We start from the raw sequence: 11,362 nt of genomic DNA, 5'->3' as shown, positions 1-11,362 counted from the left end.
ATGCAGGCGACCTTTCCCGTGGCTTCAGGCCGCAGAGCCGAGCGCGTTGATCGCGTCGATGAGCCGGTACAGTCCGCCGACCTCGCGCTGGCGCAGGCGCAGCGCCAGCCGCGGCAGCTCCACGCGGTCGTTGTCCGCCTGCTCGATCGCGTGGGCGCCGATCAGCTCGATCCGACCATCGACCAGCAGTGGGGCGAACTCGGCGTTCAGTCCGTCGATCTCGGCATCCGTAGGCGTGTTCTTCAGCCGCAGGATCAGCACGTCGTCCACCCAGCGCAGCGAGTCGTAGTTGCGCCAGAAGCCGGTGATCTCGGCGACGGCCTCCTCGGCGGAGTCCGTCACGAGCACACGGTCGAAGTCGTCGGCCGAGATGACCCGTGCCGGGATCAGGCTCTCGACGATGAACCTCTCGAGCCCCTTCCAGAACGTGCCGCCTGGCTGGTCCAGCAGCACGATCGGCATCGGCTCGGCCTTGCCCGTCTGCTGCAGCGTCAGCAGCTCGAACATCTCGTCCAGCGTGCCGAAGCCGCCGGGGAGGCAGATGAACCCGGTCGATTCCTTGACGAGCATGAGCTTGCGGGTGAAGAAGTACTTCATCTCCACGCGGTGCGTGTCATCGGCGACGACAGCATCCGGCTTCTCCTCGAAAGGAAGACGGATCGACACGCCGAGCGCCATCTTCTCGCCCGCACCCTCGGCAGCGGCCTGCATGATGCCCGGCCCTGCGCCGGTGACGACCATCCACCCGCGCTCGGCGAGCACGGATGCGACCGAGCGCGCCTGCACGTAGAGCGGGTCGTCCTGAGTCGTGCGTGCCGAGCCGAAGACCGTGACCTTCGGCACATCGGCGTACGGCCGGAACAGACGGAACGCATCGCGCATCTCGACGAGCGCGGCCGACGCGATCTTGAGGTCGAGCCGGTCGGTGTCCTCCTGGCCCAGCAGGATGCCGGTGCTGAGCATGCGCCGGATCAACGAACGGTTCTTCGTGATCCCGGCGTCGGCCATGATCTCGTCGACCGCCGCGGTGAGTTCGTCCGGCTGCGAGTCGCTCATGTCAGGACGTCAGTCTCGCGATCGCATCATCCAGCGAAAGCGCGTCGCGCTCCCCCGTGCGGCGATCCCACAGCTCCACCTGGCCGTCGGCAGCGCCGCGCCCGATCACGAGGACCCTGGGGATGCCGACGAGTTCGGCGTCGCCGAACTTCACACCCGGCGACACCTTCGGACGATCGTCGTAGAGCACGTCGTATCCGGCGGCCTCCAACGCGGCGGAGGCCTTCTCCGCGACGTCGTACGCGATCTGATCACGACCCGCCGCGACGACGTGCACGTCGAACGGTGCGACGGATGCCGGCCAGATGAGGCCCTTGTCGTCGTTGTGGAGCTCGGCGATGATCGCGAGGATGCGGGTGATGCCGATCCCGTAGGAGCCCATCGTGACGGTGACGAGCTTGCCGTTCTCGTTGAGGACCTTGAGCCCCAGCGCCTCGGCGTACTTGCGTCCGAGCTGGAACACGTGGCCGATCTCCATGCCACGGGCGAGCGAGACCGGGCCCGATCCGTCCGGTGCGGGGTCGCCGTCGCGGACGTTCGCGATCTCGACGATGCCGTCGGCCTCGAAGGCGCGGCCGGCGACGACCGAGTGCGCGTGCTTCTGGTCGATGTTGGCCCCGGTGATCCAGCGGGTGCCCTCGGACACCCGGGGGTCGACGAGATAGCGGATGCCGGTGGCGGATTCCTCACCCAGGACGGCGCCCGTCGGCGACCAGGGGCCGATGTAGCCCTTCACGAGGAGCGGGTTGTTCTCGAAGTCGTCGTCGGTCGCAGTCGTGACCTCGGCGGGGGCGAACGCCACTTCGGCGCGCTTCTCGTCCACGTCGCGGTCGCCGGGAAGACCGACGATCACGAGCTCACGAGTGCCATCCAGGTGAGTCAGCGCGAGGACGACGTTCTTGAGCGTGTCCGCTGCGGTGTACTCGCCATCGAGCACGGCGTTCGAATGCGCGACCAGGGTCTGGATCGTCGGTGTGTCAGGCGAGTCGAAGACCGTCGCCTCGGGGGCGTCGTCGTACGGGACGGCGTCAGGGACCGCGGTCGTGAACGCCTCGACGTTCGCAGCGTAGCCGCCGCCGCTGCGCACGAACGTGTCCTCACCGACGGGTGTCGGGTGCAGGAACTCCTCGCTGCGTGATCCGCCCATGGCGCCGGCATCCGCCTGCACGATGACGTACTCGAGGCCGAGGCGCTGGAAGATGCGCTCGTAGGCGTCGCGCTGCGCCGTGTAGCTCTCGTCGAGGCCCTCGTCGGAAGCATCGAACGAGTAGGCGTCCTTCATGGTGAACTCGCGTCCGCGCAGCAGGCCGGCGCGGGGGCGGGCCTCATCGCGGTACTTGTCCTGGATCTGGAAGATCGTCAGCGGCAGGTCCTTGTACGACGAGTACAGGTCCTTCACGAGCAGCGTGAAGGCCTCTTCATGGGTGGGCGCGAGCAGGTAGTCGGCGCCCTTGCGGTCCTGCAGGCGGAACAGCAGGTCGCCGTACTCGTCCCAGCGACCGGTGGCCTGGTAGGGCTCGCGCGGCATGAGGGCGGGGAAATGCACCTCCTGCGCACCGGCGTTCGCCATCTCCTCTCGGACGATGGTCTCGATCTTCGCCTTGACCTTCAGTCCCAGCGGGAGCCAGGCGAAGATACCGGCGGCCTGACGGCGGATGTAGCCGGCGCGCAGCAGCAGCTTGTGACCGATGACCTCCGCTTCGGCGGGGTCTTCACGGAGCGTGCGGAGGAAGAATTTCGAGAGACGAGTGACCACGCGTCAAGTCTAGTGACCGTGGTCACTCGTTCTCGGACCATCAGTTCAGCGCGCGGGTACTCGCGGGGATGACGCCGTCCGCATACAGGCTGGTCGCGACGTCCTGCACCGCGGTGAGCGCGACGCGCTGGATCATCGGACCGTACGAGATGCGCGCAACCCCGAGCGCCTCGTACTCGGCGGCGGTGAGGGCGCCGGGGAGGCCGATGACGCTGATCTTGCGCTCGCCGATCCCCTCGACGAGCTGCCGGGTGACGTCGGCGTCGAGGATGCCGGGGACGAAGACGCAGGTCGCGCCGACGTCGAGGAACGCACGGCCGCGCTCGATGGCATCCGCGATGCTCTCCTCGACCGGTCGGTCGCCCCCGCGGACGAACGCGTCGGTGCGCGCATTGAGCGCGAACGGCACGCCTTCGGCCTCACCCGCCTTCACGATCGCCTCCATCACCGCGACCGACTCCGCGAGCGGCTTCAGTCGGTCCTCGACGTTCGCGCCGACGATCCCGGCGGCGATCGCGAGACGCGTAGTCTCGCCGGCGTCGTCGTAACCGTCGTCGAGATCTGCCGACACGGGAAGATCGGTGGATGCCGCGATCCGGCCCACCATGTCCAGCATGAGCTCGCGCGGGATCTGGCCGTCGGCGTACCCGAAGGTCGCGGCCATCGAGTGCCCGGCGGTGGCAAGGGCGGTGGTCTGCGAGACGTCGGCGACAGCCTTCGCCGAGATCACATCCCACACGTTGACGACACGGAGGATCTCCGGTGCGTTGTAAAGGGCGACGAGGCTCTGAGCCTTCTCTGCAGCGGTCATGTCTCCACGCTAATGCCGTGGATGCGGACGCGGGGCGGCTTAGGGTGAAGTCATGCCTCAGCGTCGATCACACATCGCCCCTTCCGCCGTCGAGAGCGAACTCGCCGCCGCGCTCGCGGCGCTGCGCGAAGACCTCGACGCGCCGACCGAGTTCTCGCCCGAGGCCGTGGCCGAAGCCGACACCGCCACCGCACCGGACCCCGAACTCGATCTGCGAGACGTGCCCTTCGTCACGCTCGATCCGCTGGGCGCCAAAGATCTGGATCAGGCGATGCACCTCGCCCGAAACGGTTCGGGTTTCGAGGTGCGCTACGCGATCGCGGACGTTCCCGACTTCGTCGATCCGGGTGGTGCCGTGGATGCCGCGGCCCGTGAGCGAGGCCAGACGCTGTACGCCGCTGACGGGTCGATACCGCTGCACCCGCGCGCGCTCAGCGAGGATCGCGCGTCTCTGCTGCCCGACCAGGACAGGCCGGCCCTGGTGTGGACGTTCGAACTGGACGAGGCCGGAGCGGTCTCAGAGTTCCGGCTGGAACGCGCACTGATCCGTTCCCGCGCGCAGCTCGACTACGAGAGCGCCCAGGAGTCGCTCGACCGCGGCGAGGAGAGCGCGCTGTCGCTGCTTCCGGTGATCGGCGGCCTGCGCCAGAAGCTCGAGGCGCAGCGCGGTGGCGCCAGCCTGAACCTCCCCGATTCGGAGGTCGTCCAGCGAGAGGACGGGACCTACGGCATCGACCGCCGGCATCCGCTGCCCCTGGAGGACTGGAACGCGCAGCTCTCGCTCATGACGGGTATGGCAGCGGCGACGCTCATGATCGACGCCGGAGTCGGCGTGCTGCGCACGATGCCGGAACCGGATGAGAAGGCGTTCACCGCGTTCCGCCTGCAGACAGAGACGCTGGGCAGGCCGTGGAAGAGCGGCGAGTACGGCGAGTATCTCCGCTCGCTCGATCGCGACGACCCGCTCACGCAGCCGGTCCTGGAAGCGGCCGCATCGCTCTTCCGCGGCGCGGGATATGTGACGTTCGACGGCTCGGTCCCCGATGACCTCGAACAGGCGGCGATCGCCGCGCCCTACGCGCACGCCACCGCTCCCCTGCGGAGACTCGTGGATCGCTGGGCGCTCACGATCTGCCTCGCGGTGTCTCGCGGTGAGCAGGTGCCGACCTGGGCGCGCGAGTCGCTCGACCAGCTGCCGGCGCTGATGCAGGAGTCGGGCCGGCGCGCCTCCAGGCTGAACGCCGACACCGTCAACCGCGTGGAGGCTGCTCTGCTGGCACCGCTGGTCGGTTCGACGGTCGAAGCGACGATCATCGAGATCCGCGAGGATCGCGCGACGATCCAGATCGCCGACCCGGCGGTGACGGCGTCCGCTCCCCTCGCCTCGAACGCGAAGCCGGGTGACACCGTGCGATTGCACCTGGTCCGTGCCGACATCGGCAAGGGCGAGGTGGAGTTCGCGCTCGCCGGGTCACCGGTGGCGGGTCGTTGACGGCCTGTTGGCGGGATGCCGGCGTGTTCATGACGTGGTGCCGGCGGGAGGTGTGAGGCGAGCATGAATTCCGTGAACAAGACACGAATCATCGAACTCCGACAGGCCCAGGGCTGGACGCAGGAACGGCTCGCGAACGAGAGCGGCGTGGGCATACGCACCGTCCAGAGGCTGGAGGCGGGTCAGGATGCGAGCCTGGAGACCCTCTCGCTGGTCGCCGAAGCCCTGCACGTGCCAGTGCGGGATCTCTTCATCGAGATCGACGGCGAGGCGCTGAGCAGCCGGGTGGACTCTCTGGAGGACCGCACCGAACAGCAGCAGGCTGCGCGTGACCGGATCAGCGGGGCGTGGCGGTGGCTGTACATCGGCGTCGGCGTCGTGCTGACGCTCGTCGCCTTCACGTTCCCGCAGGGGCTGGTGCTGTTCCTCGGGTACTGGGTCGGCGGCTACATCATCCTCGTCGCGATCCGCCGGATCTATCTGGAGCCCCACCTCGACGAGAAGTACCCGCTCTCCCGGGCGAAGGAATCGCGACGGGCACGGCGGGCGCGTGAGAATGCACGGTCCTCAGCGGAAACCTGAGATCTCACCCGCGACGCGTGCAGCCGGCGGACGACGCAACATCCGCGAAACACGGTCCTGAGACGATGTCCACATGTGGCGCATCCGTACCGACGATCTCACCGGAGACGCGATCCGTGCGCTCGTCATCGAGCATCTGACGCACATGCGGAGCCTTTCCCCCGCGGAGAGCGTGCACGCCCTCGATGTCGCGGCGATGCGTGAGCCCGGCGTGACGATGTTCACCGCGTGGAACGATCGAACGCTCGGCGGAATGGCCGCCCTGAAACGCCTGGACGCTCACCGCGGAGAGTTGAAATCGATGAGGACGACCGATGCAGCGCGCGGACGAGGAGTCGGACGCGCGCTGCTTCGGCACGTCGTGGACATCGCGCGGGCGGAGGGACTCGCCTCGCTGTCACTCGAGACAGGATCAGAGGACGAGTTCGCCGCAGCGAGAGCCCTGTACGCCAGCGAAGGCTTCATCGAGTGCGGGCCGTTCGCGGACTATGTCGACGACCCGCTCTCGGTGTTCATGACCCGAAGCCTCTGACGCGGTCGGGGTCAGTTCGTGGCTGGAGCAGCCGATGTGTTCATGACCAGCAGCTGCGGGTCCGACAGGTCGAGCGCGACACGGATGCTCGAGAACGCCGACAGCGCATCGACGTGCGTGCCGCCGCAGGGGATCACCGCCACGCCGTCGGGCAGATCGCAGCGCCAGCGCCGATGATCGATGATGCGGGGCCCATCGATCTCGATACTGCTCGGCGCGGCTGACGCCACCCATGCCGCGAGCTTCGCGTTGATCGCCTCTTCACGCGCCGCCAGCGTCTCTGCGAACGCCTCGGTGTCGAAACCTGCCTTGCGCAGACTCTTGCCGAGACGGTACTCGTCGACGCTGCCGTCTTCGTGGATGCGGCTGGACTGGTTCGCGCGTCCCTCGAAATCAGGATTGCCCAGGGCATCGACGCCCGGTTCCTTGCGCCAGAGCTCAGCCACTGCGAGATCCAGCGCCAACGAGGCGAGATGGCAGGCGGTGTGCCCGCGGCTCAGTCCCGCTCGTCGGTCGGAATCGACATCGAGGCGAACCGTGGAGCCTTCCGCGAGTCCTTCCGGCGCCGCGCCGTCGAGCGTGTGGGCGACGAGCCAGGTCCATCCCTCCGCGCCTCGTTTGACGGGGATCTCCGCCCCGACGGCGAACTCTCCCGCATCGCTGAGAGCAGCCATCACCGCTTCGGTGACGGTGGCATGCTCATCGCCGAAGCTCAGCACACCGGCATCCCCGGGTTGATCCGGCCAGGTGTGGTCCACCGGATGGAACGGCGTGGTGTCCACGACGACGACGCTGCCCTCCGGCATCCGCTCGATGCGTGTGACGATGCCTTCGCCGCTGACGGCACCCGCCGCGAACGTGACCTCCGTCGCCGCCATCAGTGAGCCGGCGGAATCGTGAAGCTCGCCAGACGGTCACCGGCGACGACGAAGATGCCGTCGGACTCGCCGTTGAACACGCGGCTCGACCAGCCGAATCGGATGCGCGTCGTGTCGCCTACGGTCTCCGCAGAGAGCACGGTCATCTTCGCGCCGGCACCGATGGCGTCGGAGTCGGCCCAGGCGCGGACGCCGTCCCGGCCGCTCTTGACCGTTCCCCAGTCGCTCACGAATCCATCGGGTACGAAGGCCCCGACGAACGCGTCGGTGTCCGCGTCGTTGATCGCATCGACGAATGCCTGCGCCGGAGCGGGAAGTGCGGTGTCAGCCATCATGTCCTCTTCAGTCGGTCTCGTATTCGCCCGTGATGCTCACGCGCACGGTGATCTCAGGAATCGTGAGTTCATCGCTCTGGCCCGCGGCAGCACCGCGCCCGCCCTGAGGTGTGTAATCGGCCTTCTCGGTGATGCGCTCGACGCTGCTCACGTCGGACCCGAGCGCCGCAGCGAAGTCATCCGCCTTGGCACGCGCGTCGTGCACCGCGGCCGTGCGGAGCTCTTTCGTGACACGTTGCTTGGTCGCGTCGGTCAGCGCCCAGGAGGTCGCGACCGTGGCGCCGAGTGCGCTCAGCTCGGCGACGGCATCCGCGACGAGCGAGAGCCGGCCGAGCTTGACTCGAACCGTACCGCTCGTGACGTGATCCTGGTGCTTCTTGCCGTCCTTGTCCGACCACGTGCGCACGTTCGTGGCGAGCGGGTCGACCGAGTGCCACGTGGCGGCACCCGCTTCCCGCAGCTGCGCGGCATGGTGTGCGATCCGGGTGTGCACCGCCGTGCCCTGCGTGATGGACTCGGCGCGATCGCGATACGCGACCGCGACCTGTGCCGTCAGCGTCGCCCTCTCGGCGCGCAGATGCCGCTCGCCGCGGCCTTCCACCGTGATCAGCGTCATGAGCGCATCACGCCGTGACGACCTGCGCGGTGCCGAGCGGCGCCTCGGGCCCCATCTCGGCGGCGATGCGGTTCGCCTCCTCGATCAGGGTCGCGACGATGTCGGCCTCAGGGACGGTCTTGATGACCTCGCCCTTGACGAAGATCTGGCCCTTTCCGTTGCCGGACGCCACACCGAGGTCGGCTTCGCGTGCTTCACCGGGGCCGTTCACGACGCACCCCATCACCGCGACGCGCAGCGGGACCGTCATGTCCTTGAGGCCTTCGGTCACGTTGTCTGCCAGCGTGTACACGTCGACCTGCGCACGGCCGCACGACGGGCAGGAGACGATCTCGAGCTTGCGCTCGCGCAGGTTCAACGACTGCAGGATCTGGTGGCCGACCTTGACCTCTTCCGCCGGCGGGGCCGACAGCGAGACGCGGATCGTGTCGCCGATGCCCTCGGAGAGCAGGATGCCGAACGCGGTCGCCGACTTGATCGTGCCCTGGAAGGCGGGTCCGGCCTCGGTGACGCCGAGGTGCAGCGGCCAGTCGCCGCGCTCGGCGAGCAGACGGTAGGCCTTGACCATCACGACCGGGTCGTTGTGCTTGACCGAGATCTTGAAATCGTGGAAGTCGTGCTCCTCGAACAAGGACGCCTCCCACACGGCGCTCTCCACGAGTGCCTCCGCAGTGGCCTTGCCGTGCTTCTGCAGGATGCGCTTGTCGAGCGAACCGGCGTTCACACCGATGCGGAGCGAGACTCCGGCAGCCTTCGCCGCCTCGGCGATCTTGCCGACGTTGCCGTCGAACTCACGGATGTTGCCCGGGTTGACACGCACGGCGCCGCAGCCGGCGTCGATGGCGGTGTAGATGTAGCGCGGCTGGAAGTGGATGTCGGCGATCACCGGGATCTGGCTCTTCATCGCGATGATCTTCAGCGCATCCGCGTCGTCCTGGTGCGGAACCGCGACGCGCACGATCTCGCAGCCGGAGGCGGTGAGCTCGGCGATCTGCTGGAGCGTGGCGTTGATGTCGGTCGTCTTCGTCGTGGTCATCGACTGGACGCTCACAGGTGCATCGCCACCGACGAGCACCTTTCCGACGCTGATCTGCCGGGACTTGCGTCGGGGACTCAGGACTTCGGGGACGCGCGGCATCCCAAGATTCACTGCAGGCACAAGACCAGGTTACGCCGCCCGGGTCGTCGGAGGCTGGAACCCGGCTCCATGCGGCCCGGTTTCGGATGCCGCGACGTCTGAGCGGGCCGCGCACTGTGATAGTTTCGGCGCATGCTCGCGAACTTCACCTGGTGGCCCGCCTCTTAGGCGGTGTGTTCGCGTTCCCACGAATCCAGACCGCCTCCGGGGCGGTCTTTTCGTGAGCCGAGCCGGAGCCCTGCACAGGAGACATCGATGACCGATACCGCAGCCCTGCTCGACGCACTCGTTCAGGACCCTGACGCGTCCTTCGTGCTGATCGCTCGCGACGGCGCTCAGAGCGTCGAGGTGCTCACCGGAGACGTCGAGGACGTCGATCTGCTCGCAGACATCCCGCTCTCCGCCGGTGGGATCCCGCGTGAGGTCTTCGCGACGGTTCCGTATCGGCAGGTGCGCGAGCGCGGCTTCGAGGCGCAGGACGACGGCACTCCCCTGCGGTGCCTGGTCGTCGACCGGCACGAGCATCTTCCCCTTCACGAGGTCGTGGAGTCGCTGCCCCAGGACACCGTCCCGTTGAAGGATGCCGGTTTCGACATCAGCGATGAGGATTACGCCGAGATCGTGACGCGGGTGATCGCCGATGAGATCGGTCGTGGCGAAGGGGCGAACTTCGTCATCCGCCGCGACTACACCGCCACGATCGACCTCGGTCCTGGCGATGCCCACCGTGCGGAGCGGACGGCCGCTCTCACCTGGTTCCGAGCCCTGCTGACGCATGAGCGCGGCGCCTACTGGACCTTCGCCGTCATCACGCCCGGTCACATCGCCGTCGGGGCGAGTCCGGAGGCGCACGTCGTCGCGCGTGACGGCATCGTGACGATGAATCCGATCTCCGGGACGTTCCGTCACCCCGCAGGCGGGGCGACCAAGGACACACTGGTCGAGTTCCTCTCCTCCACCAAGGAGACCGAGGAGCTCTTCATGGTGGTGGACGAGGAGCTGAAGATGATGAGCGCTGTCTGCTCCGACGGAGGCCGGATCACGGGTCCGCATCTGAAGCAGATGTCGCGGCTCACGCACACGGAGTACATGCTGCGCGGTCGGAGCAGGCTCGATCCGCGCGACATCCTCCGCGAGACCATGTTCGCCCCGACGGTCACGGGCTCCCCGATGCAGAACGCCTGTTCGGTGATCCGCCGGCACGAGACGAGGCCGCGCGGCTACTACTCCGGTGTCGCTGCGTTGTTCACGCCGAACGCCGACGGCGGCCACGACGTCGACGCGCCCATCCTGATCAGGACGGTGTACCTGCAGAACGGTGAGCTCCGCGTGCCGGTCGGAGCCACGCTCGTGCGTCACTCGGATCCGTTCGGTGAGGTCAGCGAGACCCACGGCAAAGCTGCCGGTGTGCTCGGCGCGATCGGTGCGATCGCACGCGACGTCGTGGCCGAGACCAAGATCGATCCGGATGCTCCCGCCGCCGAGACGACCCTTGCCGACGATCCCGACGTCGCCGAGTTGCTGAGCTCGCGCAACTCGCGCCTCGCGGAGTTCTGGCTGAACCCCCAGGAGGACGGTTCCGCGGGGCCGTTCGCCGGGCGCCGGGCGCTCGTCATCGACGCGGAGGATCGCTTCACGACGATGCTCGCCCATCAGCTGCGCCACCTCGGACTCGACGCGACGATCGTGCCGTGGAGCGACGTCTCCGATTCGGACGTCGACGCCGCCGAGTTGCTGGTCGCCGGCCCCGGACCGGGTGACCCTCGCGATGAGAGCATCCTGCGGGTGTCCCGCATGCGCGAGATCGTCGCGCGTCGGCTGGCAGCCGGTGCGCCTCTTCTCGCCGTGTGCCTCAGTCATCAGATCCTGGCAGACAGCTTCGGCATCGAACTCGCACCGCTCACGACGCCGCACCAAGGACTGCAGAAGATCGTGCCGGTGTTCGGCGAGGACGCATCGATCGGCTTCTACAACACCTTCACGGCTCGAGTGACGCCAGGGACGAAGGTCGCAGGTTCAGCCGAAGTGTCCGCCGACCCTGTGACGGGCGATGTCTACGCGCTGCGCGGCCCATCGTTCGCATCGGTGCAGGGCCATCTCGAGTCGATCCTGTCCCGAGACGGCATCCGCACGCTGGAGCGTCTGATCACCGACGCATTCGCCTGA

Annotated in this window: 11 protein-coding genes; 4 read left to right on the top strand and 7 right to left on the bottom strand. The window is 67.8% G+C overall.

The annotated features are described in order from the left end of the window. Positions 1–24: 24 nt before the first annotated feature. From ACNPNP_RS06855 to ACNPNP_RS06845, 3 genes are read right to left on the bottom strand one after another with little or no spacing between them, the layout of a single operon-like run. The gene (locus tag ACNPNP_RS06855) at positions 25–1,056 is read right to left on the bottom strand and encodes an LOG family protein (protein ID WP_448965311.1); all 1,032 of its coding nucleotides are present in this window, start codon (positions 1,054–1,056) and stop codon (positions 25–27) included. Between the two features lies 1 nt (position 1,057). Further along, a complete protein-coding gene (locus tag ACNPNP_RS06850; protein ID WP_448965310.1) occupies positions 1,058–2,812 on the bottom strand; it encodes a proline--tRNA ligase in 1,755 nt (584 codons plus the stop codon). A gap of 40 nt (positions 2,813–2,852) precedes the next feature. Continuing rightward, a complete protein-coding gene (locus ACNPNP_RS06845; RefSeq protein WP_448965309.1) occupies positions 2,853–3,623 on the bottom strand; it encodes an isocitrate lyase/PEP mutase family protein in 771 nt (256 codons plus the stop codon). Between the two features lie 52 nt (positions 3,624–3,675). Between ACNPNP_RS06845 and ACNPNP_RS06840 the strand changes: the two genes are divergently transcribed. The 3 genes from ACNPNP_RS06840 to ACNPNP_RS06830 all read left to right on the top strand — a co-directional run bounded on the left by ACNPNP_RS06840 (position 3,676) and on the right by ACNPNP_RS06830 (position 6,229). Then, positions 3,676–5,115: an RNB domain-containing ribonuclease gene (locus ACNPNP_RS06840; RefSeq protein WP_448965308.1), complete on the top strand. Its 1,440-nt coding sequence runs from the start codon at positions 3,676–3,678 to the stop codon at positions 5,113–5,115. A 72-nt stretch (positions 5,116–5,187) separates the two neighbouring features. Then, positions 5,188–5,697, top strand: coding sequence for a helix-turn-helix domain-containing protein (locus tag ACNPNP_RS06835; protein WP_448965307.1), 510 nt, complete (start codon positions 5,188–5,190; stop codon positions 5,695–5,697). A gap of 73 nt (positions 5,698–5,770) precedes the next feature. Further along, positions 5,771–6,229 (top strand): GNAT family N-acetyltransferase, encoded by a 459-nt coding sequence (locus tag ACNPNP_RS06830; RefSeq protein ID WP_448965306.1) that lies wholly within the window; start codon positions 5,771–5,773, stop codon positions 6,227–6,229. An 11-nt stretch (positions 6,230–6,240) separates the two neighbouring features. Here ACNPNP_RS06830 and ACNPNP_RS06825 read toward each other — a convergent pair whose 3' ends face one another. The 4 genes from ACNPNP_RS06825 to ispG are packed head-to-tail and all read right to left on the bottom strand — an operon-like array spanning position 6,241 to position 9,217. After that, positions 6,241–7,107, bottom strand: a complete 867-nt coding sequence (locus ACNPNP_RS06825) for an alanyl-tRNA editing protein (protein ID WP_448965305.1) — start codon at positions 7,105–7,107, stop codon at positions 6,241–6,243. Further along, positions 7,107–7,439, bottom strand: coding sequence for a nuclear transport factor 2 family protein (locus ACNPNP_RS06820; RefSeq protein ID WP_448965304.1), 333 nt, complete (start codon positions 7,437–7,439; stop codon positions 7,107–7,109). Before ACNPNP_RS06820 ends, ACNPNP_RS06825 begins: the two co-directional genes overlap by 1 nt. A 10-nt stretch (positions 7,440–7,449) precedes the next feature. Continuing rightward, positions 7,450–8,058, bottom strand: a complete 609-nt coding sequence (locus ACNPNP_RS06815; protein WP_448965303.1) for an SIMPL domain-containing protein — start codon at positions 8,056–8,058, stop codon at positions 7,450–7,452. A 7-nt stretch (positions 8,059–8,065) separates the two neighbouring features. Then, complete coding sequence (gene ispG, locus ACNPNP_RS06810; RefSeq protein ID WP_448965302.1) at positions 8,066–9,217, bottom strand: flavodoxin-dependent (E)-4-hydroxy-3-methylbut-2-enyl-diphosphate synthase; 1,152 nt, start codon at positions 9,215–9,217, stop codon at positions 8,066–8,068. 234 nt (positions 9,218–9,451) lie between these two features. Here ispG and ACNPNP_RS06805 point away from each other — a divergent pair, with 234 nt between their 5' ends. Next, positions 9,452–11,362, top strand: a complete 1,911-nt coding sequence (locus tag ACNPNP_RS06805) for an anthranilate synthase family protein (protein ID WP_448965301.1) — start codon at positions 9,452–9,454, stop codon at positions 11,360–11,362.

The sequence above is a fragment of the Microbacterium xerophyticum genome (assembly GCF_053543555.1).
The sequence above is the reverse complement of the archived record's forward strand: the minus strand, read 5'-3'. Positions and strand labels throughout refer to the sequence as shown.

Coding starts and splice junctions, on each gene's coding strand:
- ACNPNP_RS06830 (WP_448965306.1), top strand. CDS start 5,771: ATGTGGCGCATCCGTACCGACGATCTCACCGGAGACGCGATCCGTGCG.
- ACNPNP_RS06825 (WP_448965305.1), bottom strand. CDS start 7,107: ATGGCGGCGACGGAGGTCACGTTCGCGGCGGGTGCCGTCAGCGGCGAA.
- ACNPNP_RS06855 (WP_448965311.1), bottom strand. CDS start 1,056: ATGAGCGACTCGCAGCCGGACGAACTCACCGCGGCGGTCGACGAGATC.
- ACNPNP_RS06815 (WP_448965303.1), bottom strand. CDS start 8,058: ATGACGCTGATCACGGTGGAAGGCCGCGGCGAGCGGCATCTGCGCGCC.
- ACNPNP_RS06820 (WP_448965304.1), bottom strand. CDS start 7,439: ATGGCTGACACCGCACTTCCCGCTCCGGCGCAGGCATTCGTCGATGCG.
- ACNPNP_RS06840 (WP_448965308.1), top strand. CDS start 3,676: ATGCCTCAGCGTCGATCACACATCGCCCCTTCCGCCGTCGAGAGCGAA.
- ACNPNP_RS06805 (WP_448965301.1), top strand. CDS start 9,452: ATGACCGATACCGCAGCCCTGCTCGACGCACTCGTTCAGGACCCTGAC.
- ACNPNP_RS06845 (WP_448965309.1), bottom strand. CDS start 3,623: ATGACCGCTGCAGAGAAGGCTCAGAGCCTCGTCGCCCTTTACAACGCA.